At 53.1% G+C, this 18,440-nt stretch carries 18 protein-coding genes; 10 read left to right on the forward strand and 8 right to left on the reverse strand.

What is annotated here, in order from left to right:
* Nucleotides 1–178: 178 nt before the first annotated feature.
* Both L2W58_RS09355 and L2W58_RS09360 read left to right on the forward strand, forming a co-directional pair.
* Nucleotides 179–1,099, forward strand: a complete 921-nt coding sequence (locus L2W58_RS09355) for an SPFH domain-containing protein (protein WP_236103143.1) — start codon at nt 179–181, stop codon at nt 1,097–1,099.
* A 161-nt stretch (nt 1,100–1,260) separates the two neighbouring features.
* The gene (locus L2W58_RS09360; protein WP_236103077.1) at nt 1,261–2,235 is read left to right on the forward strand and encodes an SPFH domain-containing protein; all 975 of its coding nucleotides are present in this window, start codon (nt 1,261–1,263) and stop codon (nt 2,233–2,235) included.
* Between the two features lie 44 nt (nt 2,236–2,279).
* On the opposite strand, the gene L2W58_RS09365 is transcribed toward L2W58_RS09360, so the two are convergent.
* On the reverse strand, nt 2,280–2,774 hold the full coding sequence (locus L2W58_RS09365) for a flavodoxin (protein ID WP_236103078.1): 495 nt from the start codon (nt 2,772–2,774) through the stop codon (nt 2,280–2,282).
* A gap of 243 nt (nt 2,775–3,017) precedes the next feature.
* Here L2W58_RS09365 and L2W58_RS09370 point away from each other — a divergent pair, with 243 nt between their 5' ends.
* From L2W58_RS09370 to L2W58_RS09395, 6 genes are all read left to right on the forward strand, one after another.
* Entirely contained in the window at nt 3,018–3,242 is a 225-nt protein-coding gene (locus L2W58_RS09370; protein ID WP_005660952.1) for a FeoA family protein, read from the forward strand.
* 87 nt (nt 3,243–3,329) lie between these two features.
* Nucleotides 3,330–3,554: a FeoA family protein gene (locus L2W58_RS09375; protein ID WP_236103079.1), complete on the forward strand. Its 225-nt coding sequence runs from the start codon at nt 3,330–3,332 to the stop codon at nt 3,552–3,554.
* Nucleotides 3,551–6,034: a ferrous iron transport protein B gene (gene feoB, locus L2W58_RS09380; protein WP_236103080.1), complete on the forward strand. Its 2,484-nt coding sequence runs from the start codon at nt 3,551–3,553 to the stop codon at nt 6,032–6,034. The genes L2W58_RS09375 and feoB overlap by 4 nt, the downstream gene beginning before the upstream one ends.
* A gap of 3 nt (nt 6,035–6,037) precedes the next feature.
* Nucleotides 6,038–6,355: a hypothetical protein gene (locus L2W58_RS09385; protein WP_236103081.1), complete on the forward strand. Its 318-nt coding sequence runs from the start codon at nt 6,038–6,040 to the stop codon at nt 6,353–6,355.
* A 60-nt stretch (nt 6,356–6,415) separates the two neighbouring features.
* Nucleotides 6,416–7,216: a DUF4198 domain-containing protein gene (locus tag L2W58_RS09390; RefSeq protein ID WP_236103082.1), complete on the forward strand. Its 801-nt coding sequence runs from the start codon at nt 6,416–6,418 to the stop codon at nt 7,214–7,216.
* A gap of 102 nt (nt 7,217–7,318) precedes the next feature.
* Nucleotides 7,319–8,128, forward strand: a complete 810-nt coding sequence (locus tag L2W58_RS09395; RefSeq protein ID WP_236103083.1) for an HD-GYP domain-containing protein — start codon at nt 7,319–7,321, stop codon at nt 8,126–8,128.
* Nucleotides 8,129–8,175: 47 nt separating this feature from the next.
* Here L2W58_RS09395 and L2W58_RS09400 read toward each other — a convergent pair whose 3' ends face one another.
* From L2W58_RS09400 to L2W58_RS09415, 4 genes are all read right to left on the reverse strand, one after another.
* Nucleotides 8,176–8,511, reverse strand: coding sequence for a DUF2023 family protein (locus L2W58_RS09400; RefSeq protein ID WP_236103084.1), 336 nt, complete (start codon nt 8,509–8,511; stop codon nt 8,176–8,178).
* 230 nt (nt 8,512–8,741) lie between these two features.
* Nucleotides 8,742–9,068 (reverse strand): hypothetical protein, encoded by a 327-nt coding sequence (locus tag L2W58_RS09405; RefSeq protein WP_236103085.1) that lies wholly within the window; start codon nt 9,066–9,068, stop codon nt 8,742–8,744.
* Between the two features lie 69 nt (nt 9,069–9,137).
* Complete coding sequence (locus tag L2W58_RS09410; protein WP_236103086.1) at nt 9,138–10,232, reverse strand: SO_0444 family Cu/Zn efflux transporter; 1,095 nt, start codon at nt 10,230–10,232, stop codon at nt 9,138–9,140.
* Entirely contained in the window at nt 10,229–10,537 is a 309-nt protein-coding gene (locus tag L2W58_RS09415) for an ArsR/SmtB family transcription factor (RefSeq protein ID WP_236103087.1), read from the reverse strand. The genes L2W58_RS09410 and L2W58_RS09415 overlap by 4 nt, the downstream gene beginning before the upstream one ends.
* A gap of 125 nt (nt 10,538–10,662) precedes the next feature.
* Between L2W58_RS09415 and L2W58_RS09420 the strand changes: the two genes are divergently transcribed.
* On the forward strand, nt 10,663–11,802 hold the full coding sequence (locus L2W58_RS09420) for a YibE/F family protein (RefSeq protein ID WP_236103088.1): 1,140 nt from the start codon (nt 10,663–10,665) through the stop codon (nt 11,800–11,802).
* Nucleotides 11,803–11,808: 6 nt separating this feature from the next.
* Here the strand turns inward: L2W58_RS09420 and dctP are convergent, their stop codons facing one another.
* The gene (dctP, locus tag L2W58_RS09425; protein WP_236103089.1) at nt 11,809–12,840 is read right to left on the reverse strand and encodes a TRAP transporter substrate-binding protein DctP; all 1,032 of its coding nucleotides are present in this window, start codon (nt 12,838–12,840) and stop codon (nt 11,809–11,811) included.
* A gap of 328 nt (nt 12,841–13,168) precedes the next feature.
* Between dctP and L2W58_RS09430 the strand changes: the two genes are divergently transcribed.
* Nucleotides 13,169–15,241, forward strand: coding sequence for a methyl-accepting chemotaxis protein (locus tag L2W58_RS09430; protein WP_236103090.1), 2,073 nt, complete (start codon nt 13,169–13,171; stop codon nt 15,239–15,241).
* 117 nt (nt 15,242–15,358) lie between these two features.
* Here L2W58_RS09430 and L2W58_RS09435 read toward each other — a convergent pair whose 3' ends face one another.
* On the reverse strand, nt 15,359–17,032 hold the full coding sequence (locus tag L2W58_RS09435; protein ID WP_236103091.1) for a formate--tetrahydrofolate ligase: 1,674 nt from the start codon (nt 17,030–17,032) through the stop codon (nt 15,359–15,361).
* A gap of 90 nt (nt 17,033–17,122) precedes the next feature.
* Nucleotides 17,123–18,415: a D-serine ammonia-lyase gene (locus L2W58_RS09440; RefSeq protein ID WP_236103092.1), complete on the reverse strand. Its 1,293-nt coding sequence runs from the start codon at nt 18,413–18,415 to the stop codon at nt 17,123–17,125.
* Nucleotides 18,416–18,440 lie beyond the last annotated feature (25 nt).

Genomic DNA, 18,440 nt, shown 5'->3' on the forward strand with positions numbered 1-18,440 from the left:
GACACCGCAGGAGATCTACTTCGGAAAGGAAGACCTATAGCAGTCTGACCTAAACTAATCTAGGCTAAAAAATGGTCTTGACAATGGGGTCCACCATAGGTTTAGCTCCAGCTGTAGCTCTTCCGGACATGGCTCCCAATGTAGTCGAGTATATTTCGGAGGAGTGATCTCTTTGAAGATGAAGCTTTTGCGCCCCACCTTGGGAGTCATTACGATCGTAGTGTTGTTGCTGTATATGTTCTCCTTTGTCGTTCCGTTTAACGAAACGGTTTTGATAACTACGTTTGGAAGGGCGGATCAAGCTGGTGTTAGAAATTCCGCAGGAGACGAGTCCGGGCTTTTCTGGCGCTGGCCTTGGCCCATACAGAAGCTGTATAGATTCGACCGTCGCATTAGAGTTCTCTCCGAAAGCCTAGAACAACAAGAGACCTCGGATAGACAAGTGATAGTGGTCCAGGGCTACGTCTCCTGGAAAATAATTAATTGTCTTGACTTTTTTCGTAGTATGAAAACCGTAGAGGAAGCAGAGAGACTTTTAAGAGATCGGATGAGGACCGCTTGTTCCGAATTGGGTAATTTTAGGTTTGATCAGCTTATCTCCATCGAAGGAGCTCACGTTGAGAAGGCTGAGAAGGCTATCTTGGAGAGGATGAGGTTGGATCTGGAGGGGCGTCGATGGGGAATAGCCTTGGAGAGAATGGGGATAAGCAGGGTTCTTTTCCCCGAGAAGATAACGGAGGCGGTTTTTCAGAGGATGAGACAGACTCGACAGAGAATGGCTCAGAAGGCGAGATCGGAAGGAGAGGCTATAGCTAAAGGCATAATGGCTAAAGCCGCTAGCGACAGCGATAGAATAATGGCTTTTGCTAGAAGACGTGCTCAGGAGATACGTTCCGAGGGGGATGCTCTCGCTGCCGGGTATGCAGAGGCATTTGCATTGCACCAGGATTTTGCTCTATATCTTCGTCAATTGGAGACGTTGGAAAATACCTTGCAGCATAATACAACTTTCATTCTAGATTCGGGGATGGCTCCTTATTCTTTGCTTGATGAAATGTTGTCCCATTCTTCTAGGAATAAGGAGGCGAAGCGACCTTGAGGGAAATGTCCGAATCGGATATCTTAAAAGCGAGGGCTTTAGATAAGCTTATTCGTTCAGGAGGGCGTTTTTTCCTTGTCGTAGGAGTTCTTTTTTGTGTTTATGTCGCTTTGAGCGGGGTGTTCTGGGTCGAAGAAGGAACGGTCGTTATCCATACGAGGTTGGGAAGGATTTTAGGAACCGGATCCGAGTCGGTATATGTGCCGGGAGGCCCTTATTGGGCTTTGCCTAGCCCGATAGACGATAAGATAGTGGTAACGACAAATCTTCAAAGATTGTCGTTGGAGAACTCTTTTTGGTGCGATCGCCTGGGAGGAGACGGTTTGGTCCCAGGGAAGGACGGGTTTCTCATCACCGGAGATCACAACATCGTTCACGGTAGCTGGGAGTTGGTCTTTCAGGTGTCCGTCGAAGGAGATAACCCTATTCGTTTCTTAAAGTCTATAGGCGACATGGACAGGGCGAAACGACTACTTTCTTTTATGACGGAAGGTGCGTTGGTCTGCGGTATAGGCAGTACCTCTATAGATGATTTTACCCGTGGGAATATAGACGAAAAAGCCATCCTTTCTTTGATAAGAGGGCGTTTGAAATCGCTCGATTGTGGCATAGAGGTAGTAGATCTGTCTAGATCATCTCAGCCGCAGGTTCCTTTTCAGGTAGTTGACGATTTTTTAGCCGTTAACGAGGCGGAAAGCGCTAAGCTGAAATCCATAGAGGATGCCAGAAGAGACAGAGAGAGCCTTTTGCAGGCTACGGCGGGAACGGTTTTTAACGAGTTGATAGAGGCTATCGATCGTTACGAAAAAAAGGACAGTGCCGATAGTTTTCTGACGGGAGAAAAGTTGGAAACGATATATGGTCTATTGGACGGAGAGAGAATTGGAGGAAACGCCTCGATTGTCATCAATGAAGCCAAACTTTATAAGACCGAGGTTGTGGAGGAGTTTCGGGGGCGTTCTGAGCGTTTCGAAAAGTTGATCTCGTCATGGAAAAACGACGGAGCGGTTGTGGAAGACAGATTGCTTTGGAGAACATGGGAGAAGATTTTATCTGGAACGGTAAACTCCTACTATCTTCCTCCAGGAAAGAAGAGAATATATCTGCATCTCCAGGATAGTCTCAACGGTCTATAACAGAAGAGAGAGAGAGAGAGGGGGGCCTCTCTCTCTCTCTCGTTTTATCTCATTTCCGTTCTAAGCTGGTCTAGCCAGGAGACGATCCTTCCCTCGGTAAGCTCCGGCTGATTCGTCTCGTCTATTGCCAGTCCGAGGAACTCCCCGTCTCTTATTGCCAGTTCTCCTCCCGAGTAACCCTCGGTAGAACGCTTGCCTATGACCTGGATGCCTTTGTCCGCTACGGCATCGTGGAGAAGCCCTAGGGCATCCACGAATGTGTCGCCGAAGCCCTCCTGATCTCCCGTTCCGAAGAAAGCTACCTTTTTTCCGGACAGATCGGCCTGTTCCAGCTTGGGAAGGTAGTCGTTCCAATCGTCCTGTAGCTCTCCCATCCCCCAGGTGGAGGATCCCAGAATTAGGACGTCATATCCGGTGACGGCCTCGTCCCCGGCGGATGCGACGTCGAAAAGGTCCGCTCCCAGATCCTTGGCTATTTTTTCCGCGACCGCTTTCGTAGCTCCGGTGGTGCTACCATACAGTACACTTATAGTGGCCATCTATAAAGCGCCTCCTTTTTGTAGTTTGCTTATGCTAACAAAGCTTATCATGTCTAAGACAACTAGGCAAGGTGTCAGTCTTTTTTTATTGGCGAAAGAGGGCTTGACCTTTGTAAGATAGGGTGATAAAGTCTCGTTAGTTAAGGCTAACAGAGCCTTATCGCCTGAAATTCATCCTCCAAGGGGAGGTCTTTCGACTTCCCCTTCCCCCAATTTTTTGTCGCCTTTGGGAGGTGTCGTAAGATGCAGAACTCTCGATCCATGTCGATCTGCCCTTCCGGAACGAAGGGTTTGGTGTTGGTGATCGACGGTGGTAACTGCATGAGAAATCGGTTGGCCGATATGGGAGTTTTCCCAGGGGCCCTGGTGGAAGTGCTAAGAAATGAGGGTGGCCCGGTTTTGCTCAAGGTCGGTAGTGGCCGACTGGCTTTAGGGAGGCAGATGGCAGAGAGGATAATGATCGCTTAAACCCGAAACTACCGGCGGAGTCGCCGGTTTTTTCGGTCGTTTTTTTGAGTTAGATTACAGCAACTTTGTTGGAACGGAGGTAACGCTGTGACTTTGGACGAGGTTAAGCCAGGAAGCACCGTTCGTCTGGTCCGTAACGGGGCCAGGGGTGTGGTGGGGCAGAGGCTTATGGATATGGGTTTTTTTAAGGGCGTAACCATCAAGGTGGTCCGGAATGCACCGCTTGTAGATCCGGTGGAGTTTCTCCTGGGAAGTCAGCACGTTACCGTAAGACATGCCGAGGCCGCCACGATAGAGGTCGAGCCGATATGACGATCTCAAACACGGTAGTCGCTCTGGCCGGTCAGCCCAACTGCGGTAAATCGACCATCTTCAATATGTTGACAGGGGCCCGTCAGCACGTGGCCAACTATCCCGGAGTGACCGTGGACATAAAAAGAGGGAAGTATCGATTCCAGGATCGTTTCTTCGACGTGGTGGACCTTCCAGGAACCTACAGCCTAACGTCCTATTCCTCCGAGGAAATGGTCGCCCGGGACTTCATCCTGGATGGCGAGGCCGACGTCGTGGTGGGGGTCGTTGACGGCTCCAACCTTCGCAGAGGACTTTACCTTACGTTTCAGCTTTTGGAGATGGGAGCTCCGCTGGTAGTGGCTTTGAATATGGCGGACGTCGCCAGGTCCAAGGGGACTCCCGTCGACGTAGATGTCCTATCGAGAGAACTGGGGGTTCCCGTTCTGGAGACCGTCGGCAACAGAGGAATAGGCGGCAAGGAGCTTAAGAAGCAGCTTTTCTCGTTCCTATCAGCCGAGGGTAGATCTCCCTTTGTCGTGGATTACGGGCCTTTGGAGCCTTTGATATCGGATCTTTCCGACGAGATGAAGTCCATCCCCGAAATATCCTTCCCAGCTAGGTGGTCGATCATAAAGCTTTTAGAGGGAGATTCCTCCGTCATTGAACGGGTGGGAGCCTCCGGAGATAGAGGAAGAATCCTTTTGGAAAGGGTCTCTCGTTTGGGCGCTTCCTTCGAGGAGGAGCATGGGGACGATCCCAGGTCCCACATCGGTCTCTGCCGTCACCTGAGAGCGGAGGAGATAGAGTCTCGGTGCGTGAACGACAGATCCGCCGGCAAGGTGTCCTGGACGGACAGAATAGACTCTGTGGTGGTTCACAGGTTCGGCGGTCCCCTGATACTTCTGGCCGTTGTCTACGGGCTTTACGAGTTGGCGATAGTTCAGGGCTATAAGGCCACCGAGTATCTGGTCCCTTGGCTCAGCCGTTTCGAGGCTTTGGTGTCCGGGTGGCTGCCTCCCGCCGGAGTGCTGGAGGAGCCTCTGGTTCGCTCCCTGGTGTTGAGCGTGGTGGCGGCGATTAACTCGGTTCTTATATACGTGCCTATATTCCTCATCCTTTTTGCGTCGATAGCCATTCTGGAGGACGTGGGGTATATGCCGAGGATGGCCTTCATTCTCGACCGTCTGTTCCGTAAGTTCGGGCTTCACGGTCAGTCTACCCTGCCTCTGATACTTGGAGGGGTCTTCGTCGGAGGGTGTGCCGTCCCGGGCGTCATGGCTACCAGGGTCATAGCGGACGAGAAGGCTCGATTGGCCACCATACTGGTGGTTCCTCTGATGAACTGTATGGCCAAGATACCTCTCTACACTCTCTTGATAAGCGTTTTCTTCGCCGATCGCGGGGGGGCCATGATGGCCTTCATATCCACCATAACCATAATCTTCGGCCTGGCCGTGGCGAAGGTGCTGTCTTTAACGGTCCTGAAGGGGAAAGAGAGTTCGCCCTTCGTCATGGAGCTGCCCTCCTATCACAGGCCTACCGTGAGAGGTGTGCTCACCCGATCGGTCGAGAGGACCTGGCTTTTTCTGAAAAAAGTTGGAACCGTGGTCGTGGCGGTAGCTATATTGGTCTACTTCCTGATCAACTATCCCTCTCTGTCTCAGGAGCGTTACTCAACTTTTACCGAAAGGGCAGGCGAGCTCGTGGCTGGATTCCAGTCGAAGGTGGAGGGGACGTCCTACGAAAAACTTCTCGGAAGCGAGAGTGGAGTTATACGTCTTATCGACTACATGGAAAAGTTCAAGAGCGCCAGGATGTCCGGGCAGGACATTAACAGCCTGGACGCGAAGTTCAAGGCGATGGATCCCGAGCTTTTCCCCTTGATAGATCGTTCTAATCGCTCGGACAAGGACGCTAAGAAGGTCAACAGGGCCTATAAGCTCTTCAGGAGAGACAGGGCCTTCCTGATGAAGGAGATGTCCGACGAGAGGACCAACGGTAGTTGGCTCGGACGTGCGGGAAAGGCCCTGGAGCCCGTCACCCGTTATGCCGGTTTCGATTGGAAGGTGAACGTGGCTCTGCTGAGCTCCCTTGCCGCCAAGGAAAGCAGCGTTGCTACCTTGGGGATGATATATCGTCCAGTCGACTCGGATCAGGGCTCTTTGGAGGAAGGCATAAAGAAAGAGGGAGGCATGACGCCTCTTCACGCTTTGGCACTGATGGTCTTCATGGCCCTCTATCCCCCCTGTGTGGCGACTTTGATAATGGTCAAGGTTGAATCGGGAAGCTGGAAATGGGCCTTCTTTTCCTTGGGGTATCCGATAGTTCTGGGGCTTTTCTGCGCGTCACTGATATTTACAGTAGGCAGTAACTTGGGCCTGTCCGGGTTTACCGCGACCTGGGTCTTCTACGGCTGTGCCCTTTTAACGACATTTGCCCTCGGCCTCATCAATCCATCGAGTCGAGAGGCATCCATAGAGAAAGGGAAGGAGGTGTAATACATGAAGAGGAGAGTTATATTCGCTCTGGGAATGGCCCTGTGTCTGGCCTGGACCGTGGTCGCTTATGCTCATACCCCCATCTGCGCCTGTTACCTCAACGGCGACGGTACCGTTACCTGCGAGGGTGGTTTCTCCGACGGATCTTCCGCCGCCGGTGTCAAGATGACGGTACGTACTCCCGATGGCGCTGTCATCCAGGAGGGAAAGATGGACGATCTCGGCGAGTTCACCTTCGATGTCCCCGAAGGGGATTACGAGGTTGAGTTCAACGCCGGACCTGGTCACGCGGTCTTGATAAAAGGTGAGGAAATACAGTAAGCCATGGACCCCGGGGTGCCTCGTCAGGCGCCCCGGTTATCTCGAGAGGAGTGACTTTATATGAAGCGTAGCGGTGTTTTGGGGCTAGCCTGTGCCCTTATATGTTCCCTCAGCGTTCCGGCTTTTGCCCATTTTCAGATGGTATATACCCCTGAGAGCGCTCTGACCAAACCGGAGACCTTGAATCTCAAGCTTGTTTTTACCCATCCCTTCGAGGCGGGACACACCATGGACATGGACGGCGTGGACAGTTTCGTGATGGTTCATAAGGGCAAGAAGACCGATCTTACCAAGTCGGTCAAGCCCATAATGTGGACCAGTCTCACCAATTCCGGAAAGGGATACGAGGCCGAGGTTCCCCTGAGAGGCATGGGAGACTTCGTCTTCGGTCTGGTCCCCATGCCCTACTTCGAGGCATCCGAGGGGATCTGGATGCAGCAGTGCACCAAGATGGTAGTCAACGTCGCGGGGCTTCCCACCGACTGGAACGAGGAGATCGGCCTTCCCGCCGAGATAGTCCCTCTGGACAAGCCCTACGGTCTCTGGACCGGCAACGTCTTCCGCGGTGTGGTCAAGGCCAACGGAGAGCCCGTCCCCTTCGCCGAGATCGAGGTGGAGTATCTGAACCACCTTCCTATGCTGGAGGGTAATTCCTTCGCCGCCGAAGCAGCAGTGGAGGCCCCTCAGGATTGTTTCGTCACCCAGACCATCGTCGCCGATGCGAACGGTACATTCGTCTACGCCCTTCCCAAGGCCGGATGGTGGGGATTCGCCGCTCTCGGAGTGATAACCGAGGACTACAAGGGAGCCGAGCTCGGGAAGGATGCCGTCATCTGGGTCCAGGCCCGAGATATGAATTAGGCCCTGAGATCTCTGACAAAAAAGGCCGTCCCGTTATTCCTAGGGGCGGCTTTATGTTTTTGTAGCTCTTCCTCCGCCGAGGCGATCGATCCTCCCAGGCTTATGCTTAAAGAAGGGGGCAGGACCTTTCTTGGATTGGATGGCTCTCAGATCAGGAAAGCGTCGATCTGTCTATCCCCTTTGGTTGGGGGTGTCTTTTTATGGATATTTACCTTGAGGCGGAAGGTGGCCGGTCAGACAGAGGCCCTTACGGCCCAGTTGGACCGGAGCGAAAGGGCGGAGAGGGAGGTCATACGGCTCAACTCCGAGCTCCGAAGAACCCAGAGAGAGATAGCCTTCACCCTGGGCGAGGTGATAGAAAACAGGTCTAAGGAAACGGCCAATCACGTTCGCAGGGTGGCCGCCATGGCCGAATCCCTTGCTTTGATGAGAGGTCTTACCGTGGAAGAGTCCAGAAGGATTGCCTTGGCTTCCTCCATGCACGATATCGGAAAGATAGGCATACCCGATAGGATTTTATCGAAACCCGGTCCTCTCTCGGAAGAGGAATTCGAGCTCATGAAGGGGCATACCGTGCTGGGATACGAGATATTGTCTCGTACAGGAGGCCCCCTATTCGGGATAGCGGCTCGGATAGCCCACGAACATCACGAGAGGTGGGACGGTAAGGGCTATCCCAAGGGAATATCGGGAGAGGATATTTCGATGGAGGCCAGGATCGTGGCGATAGTAGACGTTTTCGACGCTCTATCTCATAAACGGGTTTACAAGGAAGCCTGGCCGATTCAGAGGATACTGGACCTGATATCGGAGGAGAGGGGGTCTCATTTCGACCCGTCCTTGACGGATCTCTTTCTGTCGAATTTCTCCGTGTTCTCCGAGATATGCGATTCCATGCCGGATAGGACATGAACATCACGGAATAAAAGGGCAGCCCGGTTATAGTGCCGAGCTGCCCTTTAGCCTATAAGTTCCTCTCTGTCAGGTCTCTTTTTAAGGTATCTGGCACATTGTTTCATCCTGTCGTATCCTAGCATTATTCCGAGGATAAAATCCTGTTCGTCCGTAAGCTTGGATAGATCGGTCGTTCCGAAACGGCTGACCACGGCGATGCAGTCGGGATGTCCGAAAAACACGTTTATCCTGCCGTTGCCTATGGGGTGTATGACGTAGGGTATCCCGTGATGGCTCAGTTTATGTTCGATCTGTCCTTTTTCTGAGATCGGAGCGGTGTGAAGTATCAGGTTTCTGAGTCCCTTCCAGTATTCGTAAACGTGATGACAGAAGATCTCCATATAAAACGCCTCCATGGGATAAATAGGAGGAGCCCGGGGGGAACCGGGCTCCAGCATTGAGAGGGGGAATTTGACATCATGTCAGGAAAGAACGGAAGGGGAGTTCGTTCTTTCTAACTTCCTGACTGGCCATAGGATACATCCGTTTGTTCGTCTTGTCAAACACTTTTTCTCGTTTCCGGCATTAAAAAAGGAACCCGTTTTTCGGGTTCCTCGTATAGGTGTCTTCTCTATGGGGTGGTGGAGGTCATCCTTTTCCACTTGGACTCCCTTTCCATTCGCCTCTCCGCAAAGAACTTCTGTCTCTGCCGTTTTATCTCCAGATCCTCTTCCGCCAGTTCTTTCCTCTTCTCCCTGGCTTTGTCCGATTTCTTCTTGAGGTCTTTCATCTCGTAGAAGGCCTTGCGCCTTTCCTGTCCCTCCTTGACCGTCTTGTGGTGTATGTCGATCATGTCGATACTGGCTTTATGGACGTTCTTTTTCGCTTTTTTCAATTCCTCGAGAAGCTCTTCATCGGTCTGTGGAACTTTTACGGGTGGATTTTGGTCTACTCGCATGGGCCTCCCTCCTCGAAAGGTTATCTATGCTATCTATATATATGTTATCGGATTTTTTCCCTTTGTCCATCAGCCTCTTTTCGGAAAAAAACGAAATAGCCGAGGGATCCGTCTTGATCCCTTGGATACGATCCACAGGGTTATCAAAAGGACGGAGGATCCCCAGCTTATCCACGGAGAGAGAATCTTCTCGGTCTGACCCAGAGTGGCCTGGGCTGAGGTACCTAAAAACCCGTACAGGCCGTCGAGAGCCAGGCCGGAGACCACGGATACCACCGCTATCGATCCCAGGTATATGAGGAGTCTTTTCGTTCCCAGGATTTTCTGCAGTACCGGGATGGCCGATACGTTGGTGGCCGGTCCCGCCATGAGAAATACGAGAGCGGCTCCGGGAGACACGCCCTTGAGTATCAAGGCCGCCGCCAGAGGGGTGGAAGAGGTGGCGCAGATATACATCGGTATGCCCGCTATCAGCATGATCAACATGGATCCTATACCGCCTCCCAGGGCCCCCTCGAGGAAGGTCTGAGGTACGGCGACGGCTATTATTCCCGATAGGGCTATTCCCAGGAAAAAGGCGCCGGCCAGATCTCCCCATATGTCGAAAACGGCGAACTTCAGCCCGTCTCTGAACTTATCGCGGATCGAACGGTGCTTACTGTCTCGAATATGTCCGTGGTCGTGTCCATGGTGGTCGTGGCATGAGTTACAGGCGACGTCCAGCCTCTCTTTCGCTTTTTTATCCTCCTCTTCTCCTCCGAAAAATACGGATAGAATTCCTGCGGTAAAAGCCGATATGAACGCCACTATCGGACGGGCCACCGTCATGATGGGATCCAGAAGGGCGTAGCTCATGGCTATGGAGTCCACCCCGGATTCCGGCGTCGAGATCAGAAAGGCGGTGGTCGCACTCGCCGATGCTCCCTGTTTTCTCAGTCCCGCCGCCGCCGGGATCACCCCGCAGGAACACAGGGGCAGGGGAATTCCCGCCAAGGAGGCCCTCACCACGGGGGCTACGCCACGTCCTCCCAGAAAACGGTTGACCCAGCCGGGATCTATGAAGGCTTTCAGAAATCCGCTGAGCATGATCCCGATCAACATATAGGGGGCTGCATCGAGAAACATATGTCCCGCTTCCTTGACGATTTCCACCGCAAAATTCATCTTTCCTCTTCCTTTCCTCTATGTTCCTGGTGCTCCAGTCCTATGGTCAAGATCAGATATACGTGATGATCGTCGAGAGAGTAGAATAGTTTCTGTCCTTCTCGTCTTCTCTTGACTAGCTTGAGCTGTCTGAGGCTTCTGAGGTGATGGGATGTCGACGAATCGCTTATGCCCAAAGAGGAGGATATCTCGGAGACGCATTTCTCCGTCTCCATCATTTCGAGCGCTATCCCCAGTCTCGTAGGATCTCCCAGAGCCTTGAACATGGCTGATAATTCCTCCAAAAAAGGTCTGTCCTTTTCCAAGTCGAACTCACTCCCTTCGATATATGAGCATATATTCAAATATACGTTTAGTCAAGTATCCCTTGCGGTTTCAGACGGAAACTGATATACAAACATCCGTGGTTCGAGGAAGGGAGAGGAAAAACATGTCCCGAAAAAAAGCTTTTCGGATGACCTTCGTAACCTTTTGCATAGCCATCGTGTCCTGGTTTTTCGGCTTGGCGGCGGGGAAAGTAGTGGTGGATTCCTGGGATCTGGAGGATTGCTGGATAGTGGAGATAGAGACGTTCCGGCAGGTTCAGGAGGATCCGTCGGAAAAAATGAGCGAGGACGACGGATGGAAAAGCCTTCGCTTCGACGTCTTGGCTACATTTCTCACAGGAGATATGGAAGGAAGAAGCGGCAAGGTCACGGTGGAACAGCTGGAGGGTAGCTATCTGAAGATGGTTCCCGGAAGGAAGTATATCCTTATGGCAGACCGTTTTCCCGACGGAGTGGTCCAATATTCCGTCAGCGACAGGTTTAGGCTTCCCTGGGTGGTGTCCTTTATCGTCTTCTCAGTTTCATCCGTGTGTTTTTTCGCAGGATGGGCCGGGGTTAGGGCCCTGATAGGGCTGGGACTTTCTCTGGTGGTGTTGTTGAAGGGGTTCGTGCCAGCTATACTTTCCGGTTTCGATCCGGTGTTTTCCGCCATAGTCGCGGTGGCGTCAGTTTCGGTGGTCACCGTATTTCTAGTCGTTCGTAGACCGGCCTACAGGCCGATAGCCTTTTTAGGCGCCATAGGCGGAGCCTGTGCGGCCTGGGCTCTCGGGGCCTCGGCGAACTGGCTCTGGCAGATCACAGGCCTCGGAGGCGAGGGGGCGGCTCTCTTCGCCAGTTCCTTCCCCGGATACGATATGAGAGGGATCTTTCTGGCTTCGGTGATAATAGGGGCCATCGGGGCTGTCTTGGACGTAGCCATATCTGTTACATCCTCCATGGCGGAGCTCGTGGATTACGATCCGGCAATTCCGATGCCGAGACTCTGGCTTTCCGGGATAAGCGTGGGGCGAGAGATATTGGGAAGCATGATCAACACCTTGATCCTGGCCTATTTCGGCAGTTCCCTGATAATGACCCTTTTGATGGTGACGTCCGGGATAGATCTGAACTTTCTTTTTAACGATCCTATGGTCGCCCAGGAACTGATCCAAAGCCTTGCAGGAACCATGGGGCTTCTGTTGACCGTGCCTTTGACCGCTACAGTAGCGGTCTGGTGGATATCTCTGAGAAGAAAGACGAGGTAAAGTCGTCTATCGTCCTGTTACTTCCTCTATTTCCTTTTTTATCGTCTCGTATATCCTCTGTGCCAATTGCTTGTCGTTGGAGTTCTCCAGGTAGAGCCTTGATCCGCAGTTCTCGAACGCACTGCGGAAGACGTCTCTCTGTTCTTTCGAGAGAGAGACGTAACGTTGTCCTTTTTCCATGGAGCTCACTATCTTATCCAGTTTTTTCCGGTTCTGCTCTCTCTGGATTTTCAGGGCTAGCGGTCGCAACTCCTCTATGGAGTCGGAAACGATATCCCTGACTTCCTGTGGAAGACCTTTCCACATCTTAAGGTTGACCATGGTCTGCATAACGTAGATCTTGTGCTTGGACCTTACGTAATGGCTTTGAAAGTCCATAAACCCCATCTCCTCCACGACGTAGGGAGGGTTTTCCTGTGCCTCTACGTGGCCGAGGTGGAGAGAACTGTAGACATCCATGAACGGAACTATCCTGGGTTTAGCTCCCAATGTCTCGTAGCATTTACCTATTATGCTCGATGGCATCGTCCTTATCTTCAGCCCTCTGAAGTCTTCTGGAGAGGTCAAGTTCCTGTTGGAGGTCCAGTCCATGGCTCCCTCGTTCCAGTAGGCCAGAACCGTGATTCCCTGTCTTTCATAGGCCGACGTAAGATATTCGTTCAGAGCCACGCTTTGGGAGAGAATCCTCTCGTTTTCGTCGTCGTCGTCGCTGAAAAAAAAGGGTATGGAGAATATCTGGTTTTCAGGGACCCTCGCTCCCACCTGTCCCGCCCCGTCCAGAAGGAAGTCGACCGATCCCTGACGGCAGAGTTCGTAGATTTCCTGCGGGGTTCCAAGAGTTCCCAGCGGGAATACGGATAGCTCTATCGCTCCTTTGGATTTTTCGTTCAAAAGCCTGGCGAACTCTCTGGCGTAGAGGTCGCAGACACTGCCCTCTACCTCCTCCTCGGCGAGTCGCCAGCGGTAGATATTGCCACAGGCTTCTGTCGCTGTAAGTGCGATAAAAACTAAGAGGATGCTTAGAATTCTACTTTTCACGTTGTCTCACCCCTTCCCCTAGCTGTATTTTCACTATAGGCAAAAGAGACGGGGTTAGCAAGGTTCCGCCTCAGACCGCAGAAGCTAAAAAATCTAGTTCTTCCCCATTATCTCCTATCTTGATGTGTTCCCTTAAACGCCTCCAAAAAATCACGTCGTAGTAGTAGTGTTTTTTAAAGATGCCCTCTTGGATTTTATCTGTCAGGTTCTTTAGGTTCATGTTTTATTATGGAATAGCCATAAGACGTGTTGATTCATAGATCCAAAGAATGTATTCTGTAGTTGAATGTTCAGGATATCATCGATCTTTTCAAAGGAGGCGGGGTTTATGACTATTCGAGCTAGACTTTGGCTTATGGCTTTTGCTATAGCTGTCTTGATCGTCGCCATCAGTGTCGTCGGTTTTGTGAGGAGTTCCAACGTTATGGAGAGACAACTCAACGAAGTTGGGACCGAAACTGCCCAGACGGTGGCCCACGGAAGTGCTCTCTATTTCGAGAGGTTAGAGATGGTCCTCGAGAACATCAAAGAGGCGGTGGACCATCTTAGGGAGGCTGGCCTGGGGGATACTACAGAGAAGCTCATACCTTACATGGAACACTACACCGAGATAAACAAACAAAGGGGCATACAGGACGTGTACATGGCCTTCGAGGATCGGTCCTTTGCCGACGGGACCGGGTGGGTCCCACCAGCCGACTACGACCCTAAGGTGAGGGCTTGGTATAGAAGTGCCGCCGACAATCCAGATGGAGCCGTGGTCGTCACAGATCCATATCTTGACGGCATAACGGGCAAGATGATCATAAGCTTGGCTGTGGCCTATAAGGAGAAGGGCAAGTTGCTTGGAGTAGTCGGTCTTGACGTGGAAACATCTTCTCTTATGAAGTTTGTGGTTAGCCAAAAGATCCTTGGGAAGGGTTTTGGGATGTTGTTGGACCGTTCCGGCAACGTAATAGCGGCTCCCTACGAAGACTGGGTTATGAAGGAGAACATGCTTACAAAATCCTCTATCGTCACCGATGACATGGTGGCTATAGGAAAGGATATAGTCGAGGGAAAGACCGGCATGGCCGATTACGTCTCACCTGTTGACGGAGCCATGAAGAGGCTTTTCTTCGCTCCCACTGGAAAAGGGCTGTATCTTGTTCTGGAATATCCCGTGTCTGAAATCCGAGCTGCTGTGGCGTCCCTAACCTCCTGGCAGGTTGGCATAGGGGCTATGGGGCTGATAATCTCTCTGTTTATCGTCTTCTCCATTTCAAGAGGTATTCAAAAATCCCTCGTAAAACTTTTGGATACTACATCCAGGGCTGGGGGCGGCGATCTGCTTGCTAGGTATGACGGCAAGGGTAGAGATGAGCTGGATCAGATAGGTTCGTCCATAAACGACATGATCCAAGGGTTGCTTTCCCTGGTCAAGTCCGCCGATGGGGTTGCCAAGAGCTCCATGGCCAGAGCAGAGGCTCTTGCCGCGCTGTCGGAGGAAACAGTTGCCTCCATGGAGGAGATCAGAAGCTCTATGGACGAGATGCTGACCCAGTTTGAGAGCAACGCATCAGCCCTTCAGCAGGCCAATGCAGGCATAGAGGAGATTTCGGGAGCCTCTAACTCCGCTGCTACCGCGGCCTCCGGCGGAGCGGAAGGAGCCTTTAAGACCAAAGAGATGACCGACACCGTGTCCAAGGAGATGGAGTCAGTCCTTAGAGAGATCCTCCACGTGGAGGATATAGCCAGCGAGAATGTCGATAAGGCGGCACAACTAGAGGAGACGGTAAAACAAATAACCGGTTTTGTGTCCTCCATCACCACCATCGCCGACCAGACCAACCTGCTGGCTCTGAACGCCGCCATAGAGGCTGCCAGGGCAGGAGAGCACGGCAGGGGATTTGCCGTGGTTGCCGAAGAGGTTAGGAAGCTGGCGGAGGAGTCCGCCAAAGCCGCTTCCCGTATAGAGAATCTTATTGCCAACTTGAGGGATCACTCGGCAAAGTCTGTGGGATCATCTAAAAACGCCGTCGATACCCTGAAGGGGACTGGTGCGAGGACGGAAAGCGTACAGGAGAGACTGAAACAGAGCGTCATGGAGATAGCTAAAGTCAGCGACGCAATGCAGAGTTTGGCTGCGGTGGCTCAGGAACAGGCTGCCTCCAGTGGTGAAATGTCCTCTGCCGTCGGATCGGTGGCCAAGGGAACCACAGCCCTGGCGGCAATGGTGGACAGGGTGAGACAGGCCACCGACGAGACTGCCGGTGCCTCCGAATCCATAGCGACCCAGGCCCAGGAGTTGTCGGAGATGGCTAGATCCCTCCAGGATCAGATGGAGAAGTTCTCGACAGAGGAAAGGGGCCCTTATGAGATAGAGGGGCCAAGAGCTAAAAGCCTTCCTCCCAAATCGTAGCGGTAGCAGGTCGTAAAGGTGTCGCTAGGCGGCCTTTGCGAGATGATAGCCAATAACAAGAAGGGCTATTGGAGACTCTCCAATAGCCCTTTTCTTAAATGCGGTTTTCTGCCTAATTTAGAACAATCCGGAGATTCTTCCGTTTTCGTCCACGTCTATCGCCAGAGCGGCCGGTTTCTTGGGCAGACCCGGCATGGTCATTATGGAACCGGTTATGGCCACTATGAATCCGGCTCCGGCGGAGGCCCTTACCTCTCTGACCGTTACGGTGAAGCCGGTAGGGCGGCCCTTCTTCGCCGGGTCGTCGGATATGGAGGCCTGGGTCTTGGCCATGCAGATCAGGAGGTCGTCCAGACCGAGATCGTGGATAGCCTTTAGGTCCTTCTCCGCTTTGTCGGTGAAACTGACTCCGTCGGCTCCGTAGATCTCAGTGGCTATCTTGGTGATCTTCTCCTTGGGGCTCAGCTTCTCGTCGTAGAGGAAGCGGAAATCGTTCTTCTCGTCGCAGGCGGCTATGACCTTCTCCGCCAGGTCGATTCCTCCCTCGCCTCCCTTGGCCCATATCTCAGACAGGGCCACCGGGGCGCCCAGGGCGGCGCATTTCTCCTCGACCAGCTTGAGCTCCTCTGGCGTGTCGGTGGGGAAGGCGTTGATAGCCACCACCACGGGAAGCCCGAAGCTCTTCATGTTCTCTATATGTTTCTCCAGGTTGGGGATACCGGCGGCGAGGGCGTCCATGTTAACCTCGCCCAGCTTCTCCTTGGAAACTCCCCCGTGCATCTTGAGGGCCCTTACCGTGGCCACTATCACCACCGCGTTCGGCTTCAGACCGGCCAGACGACACTTGATGTCCAGAAACTTCTCCGCGCCCAGGTCGGCGGCGAAGCCCGCCTCGGTCACGAAGTAATCCGCCAGCTTCAGGCCGTACTTGGTGGCCATGACGCTGTTGCAGCCGTGGGCTATGTTGGCGAAGGGGCCGCCGTGTATGAAGGCCGGAACGTGCTCCAAGGTCTGCACCAGGTTGGGCTTGAGGGCGTCCTTCAGCAGCATCGCCATGGCTCCCTGGGCTCCCAGGTCTCCCGCCGTCACAGCCTTGCCATCGTAGTCGTAGGCCACGATGATCTTGGCGAGCCTCTCCTTGAGGTCCGAGATCCCCGAGGCGAGACAGAGAATGGCCATTACCTCCGAAGCCACCGTTATGTCGAAGCCGTCCTCTCTGGGCATGCCGTGGGGTTTGCCCCCGAGGCCTATGACTGTATGTCTCAGGGCCCTGTCGTTCATGTCCAGAACCCTCTTCAAGACGACCCTGCGGGGATCGATGTTCAGCTCGTTGCCCTGCTGTATCGAGTTGTCCAGCATCGCGGCGAGGAGATTGTGGGCCGAGGTTATGGCGTGGAGGTCTCCGGTGAAGTGGATGTTGATGTCCTCCATAGGCACGACCTGGCTGTAACCGCCTCCGGCGGCTCCGCCCTTGACTCCGAAAACCGGGCCAAGAGATGGCTCTCTGAGGGCCAGGGTGGTCTTCTTTCCCAGCTTGGCCAGGGCCTGGGCTAGGCCTACCGACGTGGTGGTCTTTCCCTCTCCAGCCGGGGTGGGGGTGATGGCCGTCACCAGGATGAGCTTGCCGTCCTCCTCGTCCTTGATACGGTTCCACAGATCGTAGGACACCTTGGCCTTGTACTTGCCGTAGTGCTCCAGGTCGTCCTCCTCTATGCCGAGTTGGGCGGCCACCTCCGTTATGGGTTTCATCTTAGCCTGCTGGGCTATCTCGATGTCCGAGAGAAATGCCATGTAAGAACTCCTCCTCACTCTTTTGTCTCGTTTTTGGGACGCTCTGTCCCTTTTTTGCTCTTCAAAGATCTTACCTCACATTTCGATCGATCACAAGTCCGTTTGATCGGGTAAAACGGGGTCCTTCAACAGGTTCCGTCCTTTTTTCAACATATCTTCGTATAATTCGTCCGGCAGAAAGCTTCCTCCTGTAAGCCAGGATATCGCCGTCTCGCCGGGAAGCGGAGAGAGCAGCAACGGGCCCTGCAATCCTGCCGTCGCCGAGGGTTCTGTCTTGACCGACTCGGAACGGTCCATCAGATATTGAAGCTCGTAAAGGCGGTCGTCCTCCACGGTCATAACCCCGTCTATAAGATTGCGGCAGATGGACCATACCAGTTTCGAAGGGGCTCCGACGGCAAGGCCGTCCGCCTCGGTGATCCCGTCTATGCCGTAATCCGAGACGGTGATATCCGGGGTGTCCTGTACCATGGCCAGGGCCATACAGGGAGCGTGGGTCGGCTCTACGAACCAACATTTGACCGAGTCTCCGTAAAGCTGTTTGAGTCCGAAGGCTATTCCTCCGGGAGCTCCTCCGACTCCACACGGTAGATACACCCTGAGCGGGTGTTTGTCGTCGACGACGATCTTCATCTCCTTGAGTTGATTTCTAAGCCTGAGAGCTGCCACGGCGTATCCCACAAACAGGAGTCGGGAGTTCTCGTCGTCGACGAAGTGACAGGTTTTGTCCTCACGGCAAATCCTCCGGCCTTCCGATACGGCGGTACTGTAATCGTCGTCGTGCTCTACCACCTTTACGCCCTTGGATCTCAAAAGTTCCTTTTTCCAGTTTTTTGCGTCTCTGGACATATGTACCGTCACGTTAAAGCCCAGCTCGGCGGACATCACCCCTATGCTGATCCCCAGGTTTCCAGTGGATCCTACCGCTACAGAGTGATGGGAGAACAGTTCCTTGAACTCCGGTTCTTCCAGAACCCGATAGTCTCGGTCTATCTCGAGTTTCCCCGATCTCAGAGCTATAGCCTCCGCGAGGGCGAGTATCTCGTGGATTCCCCCTCTGGCCTTTATGGAGCCCGCCACAGGCAGGTCGTTGTCTTTCTTTAACAGCAGCCTCGGGAGGGTGGTTCCGTAGGATTTTTCCAATGCTTTTTTCAGTTTTCCCGCCTCGGATAGAGGTGATTCTATGATCCCGTCCGCCGTCTTCGGAAAACGGGAGGCCAGATAGGGTGCGAAGCGATGGAGCCTTCCGTCGGCATCGGCTACGTCCGACATGGTCAAAGGGAGCTTTCTCAAGATTTCCGCAGCGGGAGATCTTCTGTCGTTTTCCCAGAACATGGGCTTTTTTCCCCTCAAAGATCTCAGTGTATCGTCTTTTTTGTCCATAGGTTCAACCTCCCTGAAGTTGATA

The sequence above is a fragment of the Dethiosulfovibrio faecalis genome (assembly GCF_021568795.1).
GTDB classification, from domain to species: domain Bacteria; phylum Synergistota; class Synergistia; order Synergistales; family Dethiosulfovibrionaceae; genus Dethiosulfovibrio; species Dethiosulfovibrio faecalis.